This is a genomic window from Kitasatospora sp. NPDC059577, from assembly GCF_042735475.1.
GTDB lineage: Bacteria > Actinomycetota > Actinomycetes > Streptomycetales > Streptomycetaceae > Kitasatospora.
The window spans coordinates 43,062-63,561 of sequence record NZ_JBHWBZ010000030.1 but is presented as its reverse complement, the minus strand read 5'-3'; the positions used below and the strand labels follow the sequence as shown (position 1 = coordinate 63,561).

The following is a 20,500-nucleotide window of genomic DNA, read 5'->3' as shown; positions in this document are numbered from 1 at the left end:
CGCCGGACCGCCCGGGCCGCCGGGGCGGACCCGGCCGGTCGTGACCGGCGTCGGCGTGCTCAGCGCCGCCGGCCGCGGGCTCGCCGCACTGACGACGGCCGCCACGCACGGCAGGGCGACGTTCGGCGCGGTCACCCGCTTCGACGTCAGCGCCCGCCGCACCACCCGGGCCGCCCTGCTGCCCGCTGACCTGCTGCCCGCTGACCTGCTGCCCGCCGACCTGCTGGCCACCGACCTGCCGGCCGACGACCTGCCGACCGATCCGCTGCGCTCCGATCCGGTGCTGTCCGACCCCGTCCGGTCCGACGCCCCGGGCCGGGACACTCCGGGCCCCGACGCCCCGGTCCCGGAGGCCACGCCCACGACCGGCGCCGTCCCGTCGGCCGCGGCGATGCTCGACGCCATCGGCCAGGCCTGCCGGCAGGCCGGGCTGACCGCCACCGAGGGCGCCGCGCTGCCCGTGCTGCTCGCGCTGCACAGCGACGAGCGGACCCGCGCGACCGCCGACGCCGTGGCCGCCGGGGTCCGCGCGGACTGGGGAGCCGCGGGCGTCACCCGGGTCTACACCGGTGCCTGCGTGGCCGCCGCGACCGCCGTCGCCGACGCCGCCGCACTGGTGGCCACCGGCCGGCACGAGCGGGTCCTGGTCGCGGCCGTCCACCTGGTCGGACCGGGCGTGTTCGCCGTCTTCGACGCCGGCCGCGCACTGGCCCGCGACGGCGAGCTGCGCCCGTTCAGCGCCGGACGGACCGGCACCCTGCTCGCGGACGCGGCCGCCGCCGTCGTGGTCGAGGCCGCCCCGGCGGCCGAGCGGCGCGGTGCACCCGCACTCGCCCGGCTGGCCGGCTGGGGCCGCACCGGGGACGCCCACCACGTCTGCCGCCCCGAACCGGACGGCACCGGAGTGGCGCGGGCGGTCGAGGCCGCCCTCGCCCGCGCGGGCGTCGCACCGGCCGAGGTCGGCTACGTCAACGCCAACGCCACCGGCTCCGACCTGTCCGACCAGGCCGAGGCCCGCGCCCTGCGGCGGGTGTTCGGCCCGCACACCGACCACCTGCCGGTCAGCTCCAGCAAGTCCGTGCACGGGCACGCCCTGGAGGCCTCCGCCCTGCTCGAACTGGCCGTCACCATCGGCGCGTTGGACAGCGGACTGCTCCCGGTCAACGCCGGTTGGCTGGGTCCGGACCCGGACGTCGGCCTGGACCTCGTCTTGGACGGCCCGCGAGCCGCCCGCCCCGCCTACGCACTCAGCCTCAACTCCGCCTTCGGCGGCGCCAACACCGCGCTGCTGCTGGCCCCTGGATGACACCGACACCACCATGACCACCCCTGCCGACGACACCCACCGCCTGCGGGTCCTCGCCGAGGCCCGCCGCCCCGCACCCGGCCTGGACGGGCCGCCGCCACCGCTGCCCGGCTTCTCCGCCTCCGGCTTCAACCCACTGGTCGCCGACACCGCCGACCGCTGCCTGCGCGAGCAGCACGGCGCGCCGCCCGCCCCCGGGCGGACCGCCCTGCTGCTGGCCAGCGCGAGCGGCGACCTCGCCACCGCACGGGCCATCGAGCAGAGTTCCGAACCCGGACGACGGACCGGCCCGCTGCTGTTCTTCCAGTCCAACCCGAACGCCGTCCTCGGGCACATCGCCGCCCGCTGGGGTCTGACCGGCCCGGTCGTGGCGATCTGCCCGGCCGGGGCCGAACCCGGCCGCGTCCCGGCGGAGGCGTACGAACTCGCCGCGCTGCTGCTCGCCGACGGCGACGCCGACCGGGTGCTGGTCATCGCCGCCGAGCAGACACCCGACGGGGACCACGCCGCCGCGGTGCTGCTCACCGTCCCCGCCGCCTGAGCCCCGAAGCGAACGAGGCCGACACCACCGACCCGAACCCGCCGAGAGCCTCCGGCCGTACCCGACAGTGAGGCCCGGCGCCTGACGCAGCCGCACCCGGCACACCAGCCGCCCCGCCGACACCGCCCCACCCCGGCACGCCTCACCCGACATGCCTCACCCCGACACCGCCCGGTCACCCGCCGCCCGCACGGCCGACCGAACCCTGCCACCCGATCAGCCGATCAGCCGCCCGGGCCGTCCACCGGCCCCGATGGAGGGATCCACCCCCGTGACCATCCGCAGTCTCCGCACCCTGCTCGCGGACGACCCCGACGTCGGCGCCGGCAACGTCCTGACCGCCCGGATCGCGCTCGGGCTGGACGTCGACGAGCCGCTGCTCACCTTCGACACCCCGGTGGACGACCACCCCGCCTGGCAGCCGCTCACCCTGCGCGAACTCGACCGTGCGGTCCGGGCCCGCGCCGCCGCCCTGCACGCCCTCGGCATCACCCGGCGCGACCCGGTCGTGGTCTACGCCGACGCCGCCGCCGACCACGTGCTCGCCTTCCTCGCGCTGGCCCGGCTCGGCGCCATCCCCGCCCTGCTCAACCCCAACCTGGACGGCGAACGCGCCGCCCGCTACATCACCCGCCTCGGCGCGGCCGGCGTCCTCGCCGACCCGGCCCACCTGGCCGCGCTGGCCGGCCACGACCCCGGCGCGCCCCTGCTGCCCGAGATCGGCACCCTCGGCGCGGGCGACCCGGAGGACGCGCCGGCGCCGTACCGGCACTGGTCCGGCGACCCGGTGGCGATCACCCACTCCTCCGGCACCACCGGCATGCCCAAGGCCGTCGTCCACTCCCACGCGAGCCTGTACGCGGCGATCCGCCACCGGCTGCGGCTGCCCCGCCCGCAGGGCCAGGACCGGATGCTCAGCGCCCTGCCCGCCCCGCACGCCGCGACCCTGATCGCGCTCAACCTCGCGCTCAGCTCGCACACCCGACTCGCCTTCCTGTCCCGGCAATCCGGCGACGGCGTGCTCCGGGCGATCGAGCAGTGGCGGCCCACCGGCGTGGTCGGCTTCGCCGCCACCTGGGCCGACCTGGCCCGCCACGACCTCACCACCCGGGACCTCACCTCCGTCGCACTCTGGTGGAACACCGGCGACTGCGCCCACGAGGTGCACATCCGCCGGCTGATCGCCACCGGCAGCCGGGAGACCGTCACCCGCGCGGGCCGCGCCCGCACACCCGGCTCGCAGTTCGTGGACGGCCTCGGCTCCACCGAGATGGGCCACTCGCACTTCTTCATCACCCACGGCCCCGGCACCGAGCGCTACGGCCGCTGCGTCGGACGCCCGCACGCCTTCGTGGACTGCGCGGTCGTCGGTCCGGACGGCGAGCCGCTCGGGCCCGGCGAGGTCGGCGAACTCGCCACCGCCTCACCGACCCTGGCGCTCGGCTACTGGAACGACTCGGCCACCACCTTCCGGACCCGGATCCGCGGCCGCTTCCTCACCGGGGACCTGATGTACCGGGACGAGGAGGGCTACTACTACCACGTCGACCGGGCCGTCGACTCGGTCGAACTCGCCGACGGCGGAAGGCTGTTCACCGCGATGTCGGAGGAGAGGGTGCTGGCCGCCTGCCCGGACGTGCTGGACTGCACGGTGGTGGCGGTGCGGGACGGCAGGCGCGTGGTCACCGACGTCCTGCTGCTCCTCACCGAGGACGCCGACCGGGCCGCGGACCGCACCGGGGCGGTCGTGGCCGCGCTGGACGAGGCCGCCGCCGCGACCGTCCGCCGGGTGCTGGTGGTCTCCCCCGACGACATCCCGCTCGGCCCGACCGGCAAGGTCCGCAAGGTCCTGCTGCGCGAGCGCCACCTCGCGACGGTGGGCGCGTGAACGGCCGGAGCGGACGCGTCGACGGACCGGGCGAGCCTGGTCACGGACCGAGCGGACTGAGCGCGCCAAGCGGACCGAGCCGGCAGGGCGGGCGCACCGCCGCCCGCCGCGGAGCCGTCGTCACCGGCATCGGCCTGGTCTCCCCGCTCGGCCGCAAGCCCGCCGAGGTGTTCGAGGCCCTGGTCGCCGGGCGCTCCGGCGTCCGCGCCGTCCCCGAGGACCACGCCGCGCACGGCTGGCTGCCCGCCGCCGGGATCGCCCCCGCCGTGGACGGCCGGGAGGTGCTGCCGCCCACCGAGACCCGCTGCGTGGACCGCTTCGTGCTGCTCGGCCTGGCCGCCGCCGACGACGCGCTCGCCGACGCCGCGCTGGTGGTCGGCCGGGACGCGGACCCGCACCGCACCGCCGTGGTCCTGGCGACGGGCGGCGGCGGGCTGGAGACCTTCGAGCAGCAGTCGCACCGCCGGCTGGAGCGCGGCCGCCCGGGCGTGAGCCCGTACCTGCTGCCGGGCATGCTCTCCAACATGGCCGCCGCCAGGGTCGCCATCAAGCACGGCATCCGGGGCTACAGCTCCGCCGTGGTGACGGCCTGCGCGGCCGGCGCCCAGGCGATCGCCGAGGGGCTGCGGCTGATCCGCGCCGGTGACGCGGACGTGGTCGTGTGCGGCGGCACCGAGTCCTCGCTGCACCCGACCATCGCCGCCGCCTTCACCAACGCCCGCGCCCTGGCGCAGGGTTGGGAGGACGCCGAGCAGGCGAGCCGACCCTTCGACACCCGCCGCAACGGCTTCGTGCTCGGCGAGGGCAGCGCCGTCCTCGTCCTGGAGAGCGTCGAGCACGCCGAGGCGCGGGGCGCCGCCGGCTACGCGGAGGTGATCGGCTGGGGCGCCTCCACCGACGCCCACCACCCGACCATGCCCCGGCCGGACGGCAGCGGCGCCGCCGACGCGATGCGCGCCGCGCTCGCCAACGCGGGCCTGGCCCCGGGCGACATCGACTACGTGAACGCCCACGGCACCGGCACCAAGCTCGGTGACGTGGCCGAGACCGCGGCCCTGCACGCCGTCTTCGGCGCGCACCGGCCCGCGGTCAGCTCCACCAAGGGCGCGACCGGCCATCTCCTGGGCGCCGCGGGCGCGTTGGAGGCGGCGGTCACCGCCCTGGCGGTGGCGAGGGGGACGCTGCCGCCCACGCTCAACCTGACCGACCCCGACCCGGCCTGCGACCTGGACCACGTCCGGGGCGCCGCCCGGCCCGCCCCGGTGCGCGCCGCGCTGAGCAACGCCTTCGCCTTCGGCGGCCACAACCTCAGCCTCGTCCTCGGCCCGACCAGCACGCGGGCGTCCCGGTAGCGACCGGGAGGCCCAGCACCCGATCGACCGGCAACGCGCCGATCCACGACCTGCCATCCCTCCGGGGGGAGATCCCGATGTCCGTCCAGACCATCGCCCACACCGAGTTCCACTGCGCCGACGCCGACAAGACCGCGGCCGGACTCTGCGCCGACTACGGCTTCACCGCCGACGCCCCGGCGACCGCGCCCGACGGCACCCGCACCGTCGGGCTGCGCCAGGGCACCATCCGGCTGCACCTGTCCTCCGCCGCCGACCCCGAGCACCCGGTGGCCGACTTCGTCGCCCGCCACGGGGACGGCGTCGCCGTCCTCGCCCTCGGCTGCACCGACCCGCGGGCCGCGCTGGAGCGCGCCGAGCGGCACGGCGCCCGGGTGCTCGACCGGGACGGCGCCCTGATCGCCGGCTTCGGCGACACCGCGCTGCGCTTCGTCCCGCTGCCGACCGGGGAACCCACCCCGGAGCCCCGCCTGCTGGACGAGCTCGACCACGTCGCGATCTGCCTCCCGGCCGGTCGACTGGTCGAGTCCGTGCGGTTCTGCGAGGCCGCGCTGGGCTTCCGCACGATCTTCGAGGAGTACATCGAGGTCGGCGAGCAGGCCATGGACTCCAAGGTGGTGCAGAGCCCCTCCGGCGCGGTCACCTTCACCCTGATCGAGCCCGACACCGGCCGCCGGCCCGGCCAGATCGACGACTTCCTCGCCGCCCACGGCGGCGCCGGCGTGCAGCACCTCGCCTTCATCACCCGCGACATCACCACCGCCGTGCGCACCATCCGCGCGCGCGGCGTGGAGTTCCTGACCACCCCGGGCGCCTACTTCGACGTCCTGGCCGAACGCTTCGGCGAGACGGTCATCCCGGTGGAGATCCTGCGCGACCTGCACGTCCTGGTCGACCAGGACCACGGCGGCCAGCTGTTCCAGATCTTCGCCCGCTCGACGCACCCCCGGCGCACCTACTTCCTGGAGCTGATCGAGCGCCAGGGTGCCGGCACCTTCGGCACCGCGAACATCAAGGCCCTCTACGAGGCCATCAAGCGGCACAGCTCCGCCGCCTCGGTCTGACCACCCCCCGCGCACCCGAAGGAGGCCCCCGCATGACCACGACCGCCGAGTTCCGGCTCACCGAGGCCGAGCAGGCACTGCTGCCCACCCCCGACGAGGTGGCCCACTACCGCGAGCACGGCTGGTACCTGTCCCGCCGGCTGTTCAGCGACGAGGAACTGGACACCCTGCAGGCCGCCACCGAGCTGTACTACGCCGGCCACCGGGACCGCGAACTCCCCGTCCGCCCGCCCCGGTTGGCCTCCTGGCAGCCCTCGGACGGGCCGGTACAGCGGCACAACGACTACGTCCACCACGAGAGCGACGCGATCGGCGCGGTCCTGCGCAAGCCGCTCGTCGGCGCGGTGGCCGCGCTGCTCGCCGGGGCCGAGGAGATCCGGATCTTCCAGGCGACCCTGATCTACAAGCCGCCGGTGCCCGGGGAGCCCAGCAACCGGGTGCCGTGGCACTTCGACAAGCACTACTGGCAGACCTGCACCTCGCAGGAGATGCTCACCGCCTTCGTCCCGTTCCACGACTGCCACGAGGAGAACGGCACCATCACCATGGTGGACGGCAGTCACCGCTGGCAGGAGCTGCCCTCCGGCGAGGACTCCACCCGGCACTTCGCCGACCGCGACGGCTCCGAGCTGGACGGCATCCTGGCCGCCAACGCGGCCCACAACGGGGCGCGGGTGACCAAGGTCGCGATGCGGATCCCGCGCGGCCACATGTCCTTCCACCACTGCCGCACCTACCACGGCAGCGGCCCCAACCTGGCCTCCTACCCGCGCCGCGCCGTCTCGCTGCACCTCCAGGACGGCGCCAACGAGTACCAGCGGCACGACCGGGCGGACGGCAGCCCGGTGGTGTACAACCACGACGTGCTGGTGCGCCGCACCGCCGACGGCCGACCGGACTACGCCGACCCGGAGTTCTGCCCGACGGTCTGGCGGGGACGGCCGTGACGGCCCCGCCGGCCCCGCCCGCCGGCCCGGTCCGGCCGACCACCGCGGCGGGCGGGCCGGTCCGACCCGCCGACCCGGGCACGACCGCCGGCCCGGGCACGACCGCCGACCCGGGCACGACCGCCGACCTGGGCACGACCGCCGAGCGTTACCGGATGCTGCGGCTGATCCGCGGCTTCGAGGAACTGGCGCTCGGCCTGGTGAAGTCCGGCGCGATCCCCGGCGGCATCCACCCGTACATCGGGCAGGAGGCCGTCGCGGTCGGCGTCTGCTCCGCGCTGGGCCCGGCCGACCGGCTCACCAGCACCCACCGCGGCCACGGCCACGTGCTCGCCCGGGGCACCGCGCCGCACCGGCTGCTCGCCGAACTCCTGGGCCGCGTCGGCGGATCGAACGGCGGCCGGGGCGGCTCCATGCACGCCGCCGACGTCTCGCTGGGCATCCTCGGCGCCAACGGCATCGTCGGCGCCGGTGCCCCGATCGCGGTCGGCGCCGCCTGGGCGGCCCGCCAGGCCGCGGCCGACCGGGGGCCGGCGGAACCGGGGCCGGCGGAGCGGATTCCGGTGGCCGTGGCTTTCTTCGGCGACGGCGCGCTCAACCAGGGCGTGCTGCTGGAGTCGTTCAACCTGGCCGCGATGTGGCGCCTCCCGGTGCTGTTCGTCTGCGAGAACAACGGCTACGCCACCACCCTGCCCGCCGCCACCGCCGTCGCGGGCAGCGCCACCGGGCGGGCGGCCGGCTTCGGCATCCCCGCCGAGGAGGTGGACGGCATGGACACCGAGGCCGTCCGCGCCGCCGCGCTGCGGGCCGTCGAACGGGCGCGTGGCGGCGACGGCCCCGGCTTCCTGGAGTGCCGCACCTACCGCTACGAGGGCCACCACACGATGGAGCGCCGGATGAAGCTGCGCTACCGCGCCCCCGAGGAGGTCGAGGCCTGGCGCGGGCGCGATCCGCTCCCCCGGGCCGCCGCCCTGCTCGATCCCGCGACGGTCGCCGAGCTGGACCGTTCGGTGGCCGAACAACTGTCGGCCGCCGAGGAGTTCGCACTCGCCTCCGAACACCCGGACCCGGCGGGCGCGTCGGACCACCTGTACGCCGACGGGCTGCGGCCCCGGGCGGGAGTGACGCCGTGACCAGGCTCTCGTACACCAAGGCGCTCAACCGGGCGCTGGCCGACGAACTCGCCGCCGACCCGGCGGTCTGCGTCTTCGGCGAGGACATCGGCGCCGGCCTGGCCGGTCCCACCCTGGGCCTGCTGGACCGGTTCGGGCCGGGCCGGATCGTCGACACCCCGCTGTCCGAGCAGGCGTTCACCGCGATGGCGGTCGGCGCCGCACTGGCCGGCCGGCGGCCGGTGCTGGAGTTCCAGATCCCCTCGCTGCTGTTCCTGGTCTTCGAGCAACTCGTCAACCAGGCACACAAGTTCTCGCTGATGACCGGAGGCCAGGCGAGCGTTCCGCTGACCTGCCTGGTCCCCGGCTCCGGCTCCCGGGACGGCTGGGCCGGGCAGCACTCCGACCACCCGTACAGCCTGTTCGCGCACGCCGGGCTGAAGACCGTGGTGCCCGCCACCCCGACGGACGCCTACGGGCTGCTGCGCTCGGCGATCCGGGACCCGGACCCGGTCGTGGTGTTCGCGCCCGCCGCCGCCCTGCCGGTGCGCGAGACCGTCACCTGGGACCTGGTACCGGTGCCGCTCGGCCGGGCCCGGATCCACCGCCCGGGCACCGACGTCACCGTGGTCGCCCTCGGGCACCTGGTGCACGACGCGCTCGCGGTGGCCGAGGAGGTCGCGGCGGACATCTCGGTGGAGGTGTTCGACCCCCGCACCGTCCACCCCTTCGACTGGGACGCGCTCGCCGATTCGCTGGAACGCACCGGCCGGCTGGTCGTGATCGACGACTCCAACCGCAGCTGCGGCTTCGGCGCGGAGGTGCTGGCCACCGCCGCCGAGGAACTGCGCCTGGTCACCCCGCCGCGCCGGATCACCCGGCCCGACGGCGCCGTCCTGCCCTTCGCCCCGGCCCTGGACCGGGCCGTGCAGCCGAACCGCGAGCACCTACGGGCCGCGCTGCACGCCGTCATGAAAAATCCGTCATGAAGCTTCCGCCATGGGACAGTTGATGTGAAGCAGCCGGCGCGGATCAGCCGTGACCGTCCCCCTCCACAGCGCGGCCCGACCCGAACGCCCGCCCCTCACCGCACCCGTCCTGGCCCCGCACTCGTTCTGGCCCCGCACCCGTTCTGTACCCGTCCTGCGCCCGTTCCCCGCCCGTTCCCCGCACCCGCGAAAGCCCGTGACCGACAAGGAGATCCGCATGTCCGCCAACCGCTACCACTGGGACCGCTCGCACCCCGGACTGACCAGCCTGCAGCAGGCCATCGACCCGCTGCGCCGCGAGGTGGTCGGCCATTCCGTCTACCACCGGCTCACCAGCATCGAGCGCGTCCGCACCTTCCTGGACAGCCACGTCTTCGCCGTCTGGGACTTCATGTCACTGCTGAAGAGCCTGCAGCGCGATCTGACCTGCGTCGAGGTGCCGTGGGTCCCGAGCGGCCCGACGGCCAGCCGCCGGCTGATCAACGAGATCGTGCTGGTCGAGGAGAGCGACGAGCTCGGCGAGGGCTACACCAGCCACTTCGAGCTGTACCTGGAGGGCATGCGTCAGGCCGGCGCCGACGCCCGCCCGGTGGAGGAGTTCCTGGCGCTGCTGGGCACCGGCACCACCGTGCCCGAGGCGCTCAAGGCGGCCGAAGTCCCGCAGGCTGCCGTGGACTTCACCGGGACGACCTGGTCCATCATCGAGACCGCCCCGGTGCACTGCCGGGCCGCCGCCTTCGCCTTCGGCCGCGAGGACCTGATCCCGGACATGTTCGCCCAGGTGATCGCGATCGACGACCCGGACGGTGTGCTGACGGTGTTCAAGGACTACCTGGCCCGGCACATCGAGGTCGACGGCGAGCAGCACACCCCGATGGCGATGCAGATGCTGATCGACCTGTGCGGCGACGACCAGGACAAGTGGGACTCCTGCGCCGAGACCGTGCGCACGGCGCTGCAGGCCCGCTCCCGGCTGTGGACCGCGATCGAGCAGTCCTTCCGGTAACCGCCCTGCCAGTAGCCGTCCTGCCGGTAACCGTCCGTCCGGCAGCGGTCAGACCACCTTCGGCAGCACGGCGGCCGACGCGGGCGGCTCGTCGGCCGCCGTCCGGTACCGGTGCAGCGCCGCCCGGCCCTCCGCCCCGCGGACCCGGGCGGCGAGCCGGGCCGGCAGCACCACCGTGGCCAGGTATCCCTCGCCGCGGAACCCCTCGACCGTCCAGCACACCCACGGCAACGGGTAGTTGGCGGCCGGGCTGAAGAACACCGGGCGGTTCCCCTGGAAGCTGACCAGGTAGGCGCCGAAGCGGCTCCAGTTGGAGAAGCTGAACCGGCGCGCCTGCGGGTCGAAGCCCAGCGGCACGCACTCGCGCAGCCGCGACCGGCCGAGCGCAGTCAGGAACCCCAAATTGGCACGGAGGTTGAGGTGCGCGCTCGGGAACTCCTCGACCGCCGTCCGCAACGCGCCCGCGAGCGCCGCCGGCCCGTCCTTGGGCCGGTGCGCCACGTGGACCTCGCTCAGCAGGTTGCCCACCAGGGCGGGTGAGAGGCCGAGCCAGCGGCGCGCGTTGACCGGGACGGTCAGCATCCGCTCGGCGTCGTCGCCGTCCAACTCCCGCAGGGTGTCGACGAGGTGGGCGCAGAGCACGTCCCCGGAGGAGAGCCGGCGCCCGGCCGCCGCACCGAACTCCTCGCGCATCCTGGTCACTTCGGCGTCCGTGAAGGCGATCTGGACGGTCCGGTTGGCGCGCGGACCGGCGGCCACCTCCCGGGCCAGCAGCTCCGCCTCCGCCGCCGAGGGCACCCGGAAGCCGGGCCGGCCGCAGTCCTCGGCCGGCAGCGCCAGGTCCAGCAACTCGTCCTGGTCGCCGACGAGTTCGGCCTCCGGGAGCGGCTCCCCCTCGACCGCCGCCGACCAGACCCGCAGCAGCAGCATGAAGCTGTTCAGATCGCCGATCGCGTGGTGCCAGGAGCAGCCGAGCACCGTCCCGCCGTCGGCGGTGCGGGTGACCCGGACGGTGAGCAGCGGCGCTCCGCCGCGCCGGGCGCCCGGGGCGTCGACCCGGTCGACGAGTTCGGAGCCGGCTGCCGTCACCCGGCCCATCGCCTCGGCGAGCGTGCCGTCCACGGTGTAGACGTCGAGCGGCACGCCGGAGTCGTCGCAGACCGCCTCCAGGACGCCGTCGACCGTGCGCAGCCGCCCGGCGAAGACCGGTACCCGGTCCAGGGCGCGGGCCAGGCCGGCCGCGAGCCGGTCGTCGTCCAGCGGCCGCTCGAAGCAGAGCACGACCGAGACGGCGAGGTCGGCGAGCATGGTGTCCATCAGGCCGCAGCGCAGCACCCGGCCGCTGGCGCGCCCGGCTCGGACGGTCCGGGATCGGCGCAACTGGGGCCAGATGCTCATGGGTTCCGTTCCGAAGCACTCGATGACACTCGGCGACACCCTGCGCTCGGCGACCCGCGCGGGCATGCCGAACGATAGTGCCGCCTCGGGGCAGTGGTCCAGTCCAATCCCGGAGTCCGGAAGGGCCGTCGGCATCCGTCGGCGATAGAATGCGCAGCATGGGAGAGCGCTCCGGCGCGATCACCGCGCCACCCCTCGTCCTGGTCACCGACACCGACTCCCAGCTGATCGATCCGGCTCGGGCCTACCACGTCGGTCGCGACCCGACCAGCGAGATCGTGCTGGACGACCCCCGGGTGTCCTGGCACCACGCGGTCCTGCGCGCCACCGACGGTCACTGGCTGCTGGAGGACGTCGGCAGCACCAACGGCACCTACGACGAGGGCCACCGGGTCAGCCGCGACGACATCGGCCCGGGCACCCGGCTGCGCTTCGGCGATCCGGTCGACGGCCCGGCCGCGAGCTTCGCCGGGCTCCCCGGCGCCGCCCCGGACGGCGGTCCGGGCCCGGGCGCGCGCACCGTCCTGCTCGCCCCGCAGTCCTCCGGCGTCTTCCGCAGCCCGAGTTCCGTGCTCCAGTTGCCCGGCCGCACCGTGCGGATCGGCCGGGCGCCGGACAACGAACTGGTCCTGGACGACCTGGTGGTCTCCCGCCACCACGCCGAGCTGCGCGAACTGCCGGACGGCGGCCACGAGATCGTCGACCTGGACAGTCACAACGGCACCTACCTCAACGGCCGCCCGGTCAGGCGCGCCCCGGTCGGCCCGGCGGACATCGTCGGCATCGGCCACTCCGCGCTGTGCCTGGTCGACGGCCGTCTGGTCGAGTACACCGACACCGGCGAGATCTCGCTGGACGTCCAGCACCTGGTCGTCCACGTCGGCCCGGACCGGCGGGTCCTGCTGGACGACGTCAGCTTCCCGCTGCCCGAGAAGACCCTGCTCGCGGTGGCCGGCCCGAGCGGAGCGGGCAAGTCCACCCTGCTCAACGCGCTCACCGGGCTGCGCCCCGCCGACGAGGGAACCGTGCTGTACGACGGGCGCGACCTCTACCGCGACTACGCCGAGTTGCGCCGCAGGATCGGCCTGGTCCCGCAGGACGACATCCTGCACACCCAGCTCACCGTCCGCCGCGCGCTGTCCTACGCCGCGGAGCTGCGCTTCCCCGGCGACACCGACCCGCACGAGCGGGAGGCGCGGGTCCTGGAGGTGATGCACGAACTGGGCCTGGACAACCGGGCCGACCAGGTGATCGCCAGTCTCTCCGGCGGCCAGCGCAAGCGGGTCAGCGTCGCCCTGGAGCTGCTCACCAAGCCGTCCCTGCTCTTCCTCGACGAACCGACCTCGGGTCTGGACCCGGGGATGGAACGCTCGGTGATGCGCATGCTGCGCGGGCTCGCCGACGACGGCCGCACGGTGGTCGTGGTGACGCACAGCGTGCTGAGCCTGAACGTCTGCGACCGCCTGCTGGTCCTGGCGCCGGGCGGTCGCACGGCGTACTACGGACCGCCCGGCGAAGCCCTCGACTACTTCGGCCACGACGAGTGGCCGGAGGCCTTCGAGGCGTTCGAGAACGACACCGAGGGGGTCTGCCGGTCCCGCTTCCTCGCCTCCCCCCAGTACCAGCGGTACGTGACGGCCGAGGCCGCGCACCCGCTGCACCAACCCGCGGCCTCCGCGCCGACCATCGGCCACGAGAAGCCGCAGAGCTGGCTCTCCCAGCTGGGCACCCTGGTCCGCCGGTACGCCGCGGTGCTCGCCGCCGACCGGTTGTTCCTCACCGTCATGACGGTGCTGCCGTTCGTCATCGGCCTGATGTGCCGGGTGATGGCGGGCTCCCGGCTCACCGACGAGAACGCCATCAACTGCCTGCTCACGCTCTGCCTCGGCGGCGTGCTCACCGGCTCGGCCAACTCGGTGCGCGAGGTGGTCAAGGAACGCGCGATCTACCGGCGCGAACGCGTGGTCGGGCTGTCCAGATCGGCGTACCTGGTCTCGAAGGTCGTGGTGCTCGGCGCGGTCACGGTGGCGCAGGCCGCGGTGCTGACCGTGGTCGGCCTGGGCGGGGTCAAGCTCTCCGCGCTGCCACGCCCGGGCGCCCCGCCGGGCGTGACGACGGGCGTGGTGATGCCGCAGCTGCCCGAGCTGATCATCGCGGTCGCGATGCTCGCGTTCACGGCGATGATGCTCGGCCTGGTGGTCTCCGCGGCCGTCGACAAGGAGGAGACCACGATGCCGCTGCTCGTGCTCCTCGCCATCGTGCAGATCGTCCTCAGCGGGCTGATGCTCAAGCTGTACGGCGTGCCCGGCCTGGAGCAGTTCGCCTGGCTGTTCCCGTCCCGGTGGGGCCTGTCGTCCATGGCCAGGACGGTCGATCTGAACCGGCTCACCGTGCCCTCCCCGATCACCGCGGACCCGCTGTTCCGCCACGCCCGCACCGGCTGGCTGGTCGGCATGGGCGCGATGATCGGCCTGTCGGTGGCGTACGGGCTGGCGGTCCTCGCCCTGCTGCGGCGGCACGAGCCCGCGATCATGCGCAAGTAGTCGGGTGACCGTGCACCGTGCACCGCCCGCGACATCGGGCCGGCCCGCGACATCGGGTCGGCCCGCGACGCCGGGTCGACCGGGGCCCGCGCCGGTAGAGTGAGAACAGCCCTGTGGTGCGAGTCGTGCCGCGCGCGGCGGGGGTCGCGCGGCGGAGGAAATGTAGCCGCCCATGGACGAGTTCGCGTTCAACCCCACCCACGTCGTCCCGCCGGGCGGTCTGGCCTCCTGGACGGCCCCCGATCCGGCCCGGCCCACCGCCCGGCTCGACGAGCTGCTCCCGCTGCAGCTGCTCGCCCGCCAGGGCGACTGGGCGCAGGTCCTCTGCTCCAACGGCTGGATGACCTGGGTCGACGGCCGGCTGCTGGTCGCCCTGCCGCATCCACCGCCGGCGGCCGGCGGGCCACCCGCCCGGACCGCCGACCCGCGCCCGGCCCTCGCCGAGGCGGAGGCCGCGCTGGCCCGCTACCGGGCCCTGCTGGAGGACCTCGCGGCCGGGACCCTCGACCTGGAGGCCTTCCGGGAGCGCTCGCGCGGCCTGCGGGTGGGCCTGGCGGTCGACGGCGAGGCGCTCTGGGTGTTCGACCCCGTGCACGACCGCTGGTGCTACTGCGACGGGCTGCAGCTCCAGACGTACGCGGCCACCGACCGGCGCCCGCCGGCCTCCGCGCCCACGCCCTCCCCCGCACCGTCGGCGACGCCCTCCGCGACGCCGCCCTCCCCCGCACCGTCCGCGACGCCGCCCACGGCCGCACCGTCCGCGACGCCCTCCGAGACGCCGCCCACGGCCGCGGCACCGGCACCGTCGCCCACTCCCCCGCCCGGTCCCGCACCGACGCCGGCCGCCTCGCCCGGGCCCGCGCCGACGCCCGGCCCGTACGCCCCGACCCAGGCCGGTGAGCCGTGACCCCCGACGAACAGCTGTCCGCCCCGAGCCTGCCCGCCGGCCTGGTCGGGAGGAAGGTCGCGGGCTACCGGCTGGAGGGCGAGATCGGGCGCGGCGGCATGGCCGTGGTCTACCGGGCCAAGGACCTGCGGCTCGGCCGGACCGTCGCGGTCAAGCTGCTGGCCCCGGAACTCGCCCGCAACGAGGTGTTCCGGCAGCGCTTCATGCACGAGTCCGAGGCCGCCGCAGCGATCGACCACCCGAACATCATCCCGGTCTTCCAGGCGGGTGAGCACGAGGGCATCCTGTTCATCGCGATGCGCTACGTCGACGGCGGGGACCTGCGGGCCCTGATCAACCGCAGCGGCCCCTTGCCGGTGGACCGGGCCACCCGGCTGGCCCTGCAGATCGCCTCCGCGCTGGACGCCGCGCACGACCGCGACCTGGTGCACCGGGACGTCAAACCGGGCAACGTGCTGGTCGCCGCCGGAACGGACAGTGAGCACCCCGAGCACCTGTACCTGGCGGACTTCGGGCTCACCAAGAAGTCCCTCTCGCTCAGCGGGCTGACCAGCGTCGGCCAGATCGTCGGGACCCTGGACTACGCGGCGCCCGAGCAGATCTCCGGAAAGCCGCTGGACGGCCGCTGCGACCAGTACAGCCTCGGCTGCGTGGTGTTCGAGATGCTCGCGGGCACCCCGCCGTTCCGCCGGGAGAGCGACCTCGCGCTGCTCTGGGCGCACCTCAACGACCCGCCGCCCGCACTGGACGAGCAGCGGCCCGACCTGCCCGCCCCGGTGGCGGCGGCGGTGGCCCGGTCGCTCGCCAAGACGCCGGGCGAACGGTTCGAGAGCTGTCGGCAGTTCGTCGCCGAGCTGCGCGCGGCGACGGCACCGGCCGGATCCGCCCCGAGCCCGTGGGAAGCGGGCGGTCCGCCGACCCGGGTCGTCCCGGCGGTCGCCCGGGGCGGGCCGCACGCGCCGCCGGAGCCGCCCGCCTGGGCCGCGCCGGTGGTCCGTCCGCCGTCCGCACCGCTGTCGCCGTCGACCTCGGGAGGGAACCGCCCGCCATGGACGCCGTGAGCCAGGTCTTCGCCATGGTCGCCGCCGCGATCCACCTCGTCGCGTGGCCGCTGGAGAGCTTCCTGTACGGGCACCCGCGGGTGCGCTACCTGCTCACCGGCAACACCGCCGACGCCCCCGAGGTCCGGCTGTGGCGCTTCAACGTGGGCTTCTACAACCTGTTCCTGGCCCTCGGTCTGGTCACCGGCCTGGTCCTCCTGCACTCCGGGCACAGCGGCTCGGGCCGGGCGGTGATCCTCTACATCGCCGCGTTCATGGTCGCGGGCGGGATCACCCTGTTCGTCTCGGAACCGAAGCTGTGGCACGGCGCACTCGCTCAGATCGTCCCGGCCTCGGTCATCCTTTTGACCGAGGCTTTTTGACGATCAGTCACAGGTTTTACCACCCTTTTGCGCGGCTACAATCCGCCTGCCCCGCGACGGTCGCGGCGGCTGGGGGGAGACAACAGTGGCCGGATTCCCGATCACCGACCGGTACGTCGTCGGCCTCGGCTGCCGGGTGAGCGTCGAGCACAAGACCGGCATGACGAAGGTCAACTGGAGCATCTCGCACCTTCCGGAGGGCGGCTCGCCCCGGCCGACCGGCGGATCCAGGGAGATCGGCGTCATCTGCCCGCGCTGCCGACGGTCGTTCTCGGTCCGGGTGGAGAGCGCCGCCAGGGCGCGGGCCAAGCGACAGGTCCAACGGGTGCTGGGGTGGCTGCTGCTGCTCTCGCTCCTGGCCACCGTCCCCATGCTGATCCACCTGGGCGGCCAGACCGTCGAGGAGGGGGACGACCAGGCCGTCGGCAACATCGGCATGCTCCTCGGCCTGGCCGCCCTGGGCGTGATCGTCGGCCCGTCGCTGGTGCTCAGCGCGGGCATGCACGACGGCGTCAACAAGCTCCGGCTCATTCGGAACACCGGCCGGAAGACCGTGTGGGTGCAGGGGCACCGACTGTTCTGAACACCCCGGCCGACCCGAGCACCCCGGCCGGTCCGCCGGCCGGCGGTCCCTCGTCCGTCACCCGACCGACGGCCGCCCCGTCGTCACCTGCCCGACGACCCGTCCTCCGCCGCCTGCCCGGCAGCGCCGCCGCCGTCGACCTCGCCCCGGTGCTGCACCCGGGTGGCGAGCAGTGCGCCGAGCCCACCGGTGACCAGCCCCCAGCCCGCCGCCAGCGGCACCGCCGTCCACAGTGACGGGTGCAGCGTGATGCTGCCGCCGCCGATGCCGGCCACCGGGTTCGACTCACCGAGGACGGAGCCGAGCAGGTCACCGAGGCCGCCCTGGTCGAGGCCCACGCCGAGCACGGAGATCCCGTACTCGGCGTCCATCCGGGTCCACAGGCCCACCAGCAGCATCGTGACGGCCGCGGCGAGCGCGAACCGTACCGCGTGCCGCCAGAGCCGGACGGTGCGGGGCGAGCGGCGGGCCGCCAGGAACGCGGCCGCGAACAGCACCACGGCGGCCAGCGGCAACAGCCACCAGCTGCGGGCGTCCTGCTCGGCCAGGGTGCCGAGGTCGACCGTCGCCGTCTGCCCCTTCGGGACGCGCAGCACGTCCGCGAGCGGCTTGGGGACCGGGAGGCCGAGCGCGCCGGAGAGCCTGCCCTGCCAGTCGGCGCCGAGACCGATCCCGAAGGCCATCCAGACCAGGTCGGGCAGCACCAGCAGCACCACCGCCATGGTCTGCCGGGCGTTGCCGTTCACGATCGCGGTCAGCACCCCCGCCACCACACCGAGCGCCAGGTACGCCAACAGCACCATCCAGAGCGCGAACGCGGCCGGGCGGACGGCGAGTTGGTAGCGCACCAGGGCCGGCGGCAGCGGCGCGGCGACCACCGAGGGGAAACCGCCGCCCGGGAGGTCGGCGGCCCCGGCCAGCCAGAGACCGAGCGCGGCCACCGCCGCCATCGCGACCATTCCGGCCAGCACGACGGCGAGCGCGTCCAACCAGCCGCGGACGGCACCGGGCGGGCCCGCGGCCCCGGTCATGGGCTGCTGCATGCCACCTCCTGGTCACTCGACGGGCGTCCCGGCCCCTCCGGCCCGGCCGCCTTCCCAGAGTGACCGACGGTGGCCGCGCACGCTCGGCGACGGCCGGGGCACCTGCTGTTGCGGCGATCGGGGCGCCGGGGGAGAAATGGAAACCAGTGGCAGGAGCTTCCCGTGCCGGACGTGATCGCCGGCCGCCTGCGAAACGGAGCCTCGATGACCTCCCAACCGCCGCCGTCCGGCCCGCCGAGCGAGCCACCGTACGGCCCTCCTTCCGGTCCCCCGTCCGGCCCGCTGGCCGGTCCGCCCTCCGGCGGGGGGACGTCCGGACCGCCGTCCGTGCCCCCGCCGCCCTCGGGCCCCGGGGGTTCCAGGCCTGTCGGCGGAGGTGGCGGGCGGCGCAGGCCGTGGTGGCGCTCCGGGAAGGGGCTGGCCGCGGCGGCCGGGACCCTGGTGGTGGCCGTGGTGGCCACCGTCCTGATCGTCAGCAACCAGGGCAGCCACACCGAGGCCATCCCGGCCGCGAACGAGGTCGCGCTCCAGGCCCCGGCCGACCCCGGGCCCGCCCCGTTCACCCCGTCGGTGGAAACCCAGGGGATGACCGCCCCCGCCCCCGCGACCTCGGCGGCGCAGCAGCCCGGCGGCGCGTCCCCCCACCCGGGCGGCGCAACCTCCAAGGGCGGCTCGCCGGCCACGCTCCACAGCGTCGAGGGCAGCTCCGCCGGGCTGTACGGCGCGCAGATGGGCAAGTCCAGCTGCGACACCGAGCGGCTGATCGGGATGGTCTCGGGCGGGGACACCGGGCGTGCCTGGGCCTCCGCGGCCGGCATCGCCCAGGCCGACATCCCCGCCTACCTGCGGTCGCTGACCTCGGCGTACCTGCGGGTGGACACCCGGGTGACCAACCACAGCTACAAGAGCGGCGCCGTGGCCGAGTACCAGTCCGTGCTGCAGGCGGGCACGGCCGTCCTGGTGGACTCCCACGGAGTACCCCGGGTGCGCTGCGCCTGCGGCAACCCGCTGGGGCCGCCGAAGCTGATGAGCAACGCCAAGTACACCGGCAAGGCCTGGACGGGCTTCCAGCCGAGCTCACTGATCGTGGTGGTGCCGGCGCCGCAGCCGGTGACCGAGATCGTCCTCGTGAACGTCGAGACCGGCGGCTGGTTCGCCCGGCTGACCGGACGGATCGAGGTCGTGGACAAGGGCGTCGAGCCACCGAAGGTGCTGGTGCCGGGCGTCCCGCCGCCGGCGCCGTGGCAGCCGTCCACGCCGTCGGGGTCGGGGAAGACCTCAGGCCCCACGACGTCCGGCCCCACGACGTCCAGCTCGACCACCTCGGGATCCACGACCTCGGGCTCCACGACGTCCGGCTCCACGACCTCGGGATCCACCACCTCGGGATCCACGAGCTCGGGATCGACCACCTCCGGCTCCACGACGTCCGGCCCCACGACGTCCGGCCCCACGACCTCGGGAGCGACCACCTCCTCGGGCGGGCCGTCGTCCTCCTCGGCGACCACCTCCACGGGCACTCCGCCCGCGACGAAGTCGACGTCGAGCGCCGCCACCGCGACCGCCACCACGGGTACGCCGACGAGCGCGGTCGCCACCACGACCACCGGCAAGCCCACCGTCACCAGTACGTCGGTCGCGAGCACCACCATCTCCCCGAAGACGCCGACCGCGACCTGAGCGACCACGGCGCCGTCGGCCTCCCGCCGTGCCCGACCACGGTGACCGCCGCGCCGAGCTGACCCGGCGCCAGGCCGACCCCCGCTGCCACCGCCCGCCTCCCCGGCCGGTGGCAGCGGCGCGTCCGCCGGGATCGGCTCCCTCGGTCTCGCCGGTGCCCCCGGTGCCGCCGGTGCACCGTCGTCGCCGGCCACTCAGAACTCGAACAGCGGTCCGCCCACCGTCGGCGGCACCGGCTCCAGCACGTCGCGCAGAGCCCGAACGCCCCGCCGCCACGCCGGGCCCTCCTCCGTCTCGTCCCAGAGCTCCGCGAGCTCCGACTCCTCGGCCACCACGCGGTCCAGTGCCTCCACCGCGAGACCGCGCAGCTCGACGGCCGGCGGCGGTATCTCCGCCGCGGGGCCGTAGGTGCTCTCCACCGCCGCGCCGCCCGGGCACTGCGCCGCCACCAGGGCGGCGGCGGCCACCGATTCGGCGCCCTCGTCGAACTCCAGGTACTCCCCCGCCCGGGCGGCGCCCAGCAGCGCGGACCGGAGGATCGACTCGCGCTCGGCCGGCTCCGCGTCGTCGAGGGCGTCGGCGAAGTCCGCCGCGGTGTCGTTGTCGAAGTGCCCGATGTCCCAGGTGCCCACGCCGATCCCCTCAAACGCCGTCCGTCCTCGTGTGCGACGCATGCTGGCACAGGCCGCTGACAATCCCTCGGACGGGCGGAAATGCG

The 20,500-nt window shown here is 75.0% G+C and carries 18 protein-coding genes; 15 read left to right on the top strand and 3 right to left on the bottom strand.

Going from position 1 to position 20,500, the window contains the following annotated elements:
* The first annotated feature begins 40 nt into the window (after window positions 1–40).
* The 9 genes from ACFV0O_RS23115 (at window position 41) to ACFV0O_RS23075 (ending at window position 10,205) form a co-directional block, all read left to right on the top strand.
* The gene (locus tag ACFV0O_RS23115; protein ID WP_380344825.1) at window positions 41–1,306 is read left to right on the top strand and encodes a beta-ketoacyl synthase N-terminal-like domain-containing protein; all 1,266 of its coding nucleotides are present in this window, start codon (window positions 41–43) and stop codon (window positions 1,304–1,306) included.
* Window positions 1,307–1,319: 13 nt separating this feature from the next.
* On the top strand, window positions 1,320–1,847 hold the full coding sequence (locus ACFV0O_RS23110; RefSeq protein WP_380344822.1) for a hypothetical protein: 528 nt from the start codon (window positions 1,320–1,322) through the stop codon (window positions 1,845–1,847).
* A gap of 271 nt (window positions 1,848–2,118) precedes the next feature.
* A complete protein-coding gene (locus ACFV0O_RS23105) occupies window positions 2,119–3,735 on the top strand; it encodes a class I adenylate-forming enzyme family protein (protein WP_380344819.1) in 1,617 nt (538 codons plus the stop codon).
* Window positions 3,732–5,087 (top strand): beta-ketoacyl-[acyl-carrier-protein] synthase family protein, encoded by a 1,356-nt coding sequence (locus ACFV0O_RS23100; RefSeq protein ID WP_380344817.1) that lies wholly within the window; start codon window positions 3,732–3,734, stop codon window positions 5,085–5,087. Before ACFV0O_RS23105 ends, ACFV0O_RS23100 begins: the two co-directional genes overlap by 4 nt.
* A 77-nt stretch (window positions 5,088–5,164) precedes the next feature.
* The gene (hppD, locus tag ACFV0O_RS23095; protein ID WP_380344814.1) at window positions 5,165–6,151 is read left to right on the top strand and encodes a 4-hydroxyphenylpyruvate dioxygenase; all 987 of its coding nucleotides are present in this window, start codon (window positions 5,165–5,167) and stop codon (window positions 6,149–6,151) included.
* A 32-nt stretch (window positions 6,152–6,183) separates the two neighbouring features.
* Entirely contained in the window at window positions 6,184–7,098 is a 915-nt protein-coding gene (locus ACFV0O_RS23090) for a phytanoyl-CoA dioxygenase family protein (RefSeq protein ID WP_380344811.1), read from the top strand.
* Complete coding sequence (locus tag ACFV0O_RS23085) at window positions 7,095–8,231, top strand: thiamine pyrophosphate-dependent dehydrogenase E1 component subunit alpha (protein ID WP_380344808.1); 1,137 nt, start codon at window positions 7,095–7,097, stop codon at window positions 8,229–8,231. The genes ACFV0O_RS23090 and ACFV0O_RS23085 overlap by 4 nt, the downstream gene beginning before the upstream one ends.
* Window positions 8,228–9,199 (top strand): alpha-ketoacid dehydrogenase subunit beta, encoded by a 972-nt coding sequence (locus ACFV0O_RS23080; RefSeq protein ID WP_380344806.1) that lies wholly within the window; start codon window positions 8,228–8,230, stop codon window positions 9,197–9,199. Before ACFV0O_RS23085 ends, ACFV0O_RS23080 begins: the two co-directional genes overlap by 4 nt.
* Before the next feature lie 217 nt (window positions 9,200–9,416).
* Window positions 9,417–10,205 carry a DUF3050 domain-containing protein gene (locus ACFV0O_RS23075; RefSeq protein WP_380344803.1) on the top strand — a complete coding sequence of 263 codons (789 nt, stop codon included), beginning with the start codon at window positions 9,417–9,419 and terminating at the stop codon, window positions 10,203–10,205.
* A gap of 48 nt (window positions 10,206–10,253) precedes the next feature.
* Here the strand turns inward: ACFV0O_RS23075 and ACFV0O_RS23070 are convergent, their stop codons facing one another.
* Entirely contained in the window at window positions 10,254–11,603 is a 1,350-nt protein-coding gene (locus tag ACFV0O_RS23070; protein WP_380344800.1) for an acyltransferase, read from the bottom strand.
* Window positions 11,604–11,761: 158 nt separating this feature from the next.
* Between ACFV0O_RS23070 and ACFV0O_RS23065 the strand changes: the two genes are divergently transcribed.
* The 5 genes from ACFV0O_RS23065 to ACFV0O_RS23045 all read left to right on the top strand — a co-directional run bounded on the left by ACFV0O_RS23065 (window position 11,762) and on the right by ACFV0O_RS23045 (window position 17,059).
* Window positions 11,762–14,146, top strand: a complete 2,385-nt coding sequence (locus tag ACFV0O_RS23065) for an FHA domain-containing protein (RefSeq protein ID WP_380344797.1) — start codon at window positions 11,762–11,764, stop codon at window positions 14,144–14,146.
* A 172-nt stretch (window positions 14,147–14,318) separates the two neighbouring features.
* Window positions 14,319–15,053: a hypothetical protein gene (locus tag ACFV0O_RS23060; RefSeq protein ID WP_380344794.1), complete on the top strand. Its 735-nt coding sequence runs from the start codon at window positions 14,319–14,321 to the stop codon at window positions 15,051–15,053.
* Complete coding sequence (locus ACFV0O_RS23055; protein ID WP_380344791.1) at window positions 15,050–16,114, top strand: serine/threonine-protein kinase; 1,065 nt, start codon at window positions 15,050–15,052, stop codon at window positions 16,112–16,114. Before ACFV0O_RS23060 ends, ACFV0O_RS23055 begins: the two co-directional genes overlap by 4 nt.
* Complete coding sequence (locus ACFV0O_RS23050; RefSeq protein WP_360257521.1) at window positions 16,102–16,476, top strand: DUF1304 domain-containing protein; 375 nt, start codon at window positions 16,102–16,104, stop codon at window positions 16,474–16,476. The genes ACFV0O_RS23055 and ACFV0O_RS23050 overlap by 13 nt, the downstream gene beginning before the upstream one ends.
* A gap of 85 nt (window positions 16,477–16,561) precedes the next feature.
* Window positions 16,562–17,059, top strand: a complete 498-nt coding sequence (locus ACFV0O_RS23045; RefSeq protein ID WP_380344788.1) for a hypothetical protein — start codon at window positions 16,562–16,564, stop codon at window positions 17,057–17,059.
* Between the two features lie 83 nt (window positions 17,060–17,142).
* Here ACFV0O_RS23045 and ACFV0O_RS23040 read toward each other — a convergent pair whose 3' ends face one another.
* The gene (locus ACFV0O_RS23040) at window positions 17,143–18,102 is read right to left on the bottom strand and encodes a streptophobe family protein (RefSeq protein WP_380344785.1); all 960 of its coding nucleotides are present in this window, start codon (window positions 18,100–18,102) and stop codon (window positions 17,143–17,145) included.
* Window positions 18,103–18,552: 450 nt separating this feature from the next.
* Between ACFV0O_RS23040 and ACFV0O_RS23035 the strand changes: the two genes are divergently transcribed.
* A complete protein-coding gene (locus tag ACFV0O_RS23035) occupies window positions 18,553–19,782 on the top strand; it encodes a DUF6777 domain-containing protein (RefSeq protein ID WP_380344783.1) in 1,230 nt (409 codons plus the stop codon).
* A gap of 194 nt (window positions 19,783–19,976) precedes the next feature.
* Here ACFV0O_RS23035 and ACFV0O_RS23030 read toward each other — a convergent pair whose 3' ends face one another.
* Complete coding sequence (locus ACFV0O_RS23030) at window positions 19,977–20,414, bottom strand: DUF4259 domain-containing protein (RefSeq protein WP_380344780.1); 438 nt, start codon at window positions 20,412–20,414, stop codon at window positions 19,977–19,979.
* Window positions 20,415–20,500 lie beyond the last annotated feature (86 nt).

What these genes read in the sequence shown, in the direction of transcription:
- ACFV0O_RS23110 (WP_380344822.1), top strand. Translation starts at nt 1,320, where the DNA reads ATGACCACCCCTGCCGACGACACCCACCGCCTGCGGGTCCTCGCCGAG.
- hppD (WP_380344814.1), top strand. Translation starts at nt 5,165, where the DNA reads ATGTCCGTCCAGACCATCGCCCACACCGAGTTCCACTGCGCCGACGCC.
- ACFV0O_RS23090 (WP_380344811.1), top strand. Translation starts at nt 6,184, where the DNA reads ATGACCACGACCGCCGAGTTCCGGCTCACCGAGGCCGAGCAGGCACTG.
- ACFV0O_RS23075 (WP_380344803.1), top strand. Translation starts at nt 9,417, where the DNA reads ATGTCCGCCAACCGCTACCACTGGGACCGCTCGCACCCCGGACTGACC.
- ACFV0O_RS23070 (WP_380344800.1), bottom strand. Translation starts at nt 11,603, where the DNA reads ATGAGCATCTGGCCCCAGTTGCGCCGATCCCGGACCGTCCGAGCCGGG.
- ACFV0O_RS23065 (WP_380344797.1), top strand. Translation starts at nt 11,762, where the DNA reads ATGGGAGAGCGCTCCGGCGCGATCACCGCGCCACCCCTCGTCCTGGTC.
- ACFV0O_RS23060 (WP_380344794.1), top strand. Translation starts at nt 14,319, where the DNA reads ATGGACGAGTTCGCGTTCAACCCCACCCACGTCGTCCCGCCGGGCGGT.
- ACFV0O_RS23050 (WP_360257521.1), top strand. Translation starts at nt 16,102, where the DNA reads ATGGACGCCGTGAGCCAGGTCTTCGCCATGGTCGCCGCCGCGATCCAC.
- ACFV0O_RS23040 (WP_380344785.1), bottom strand. Translation starts at nt 18,102, where the DNA reads ATGCAGCAGCCCATGACCGGGGCCGCGGGCCCGCCCGGTGCCGTCCGC.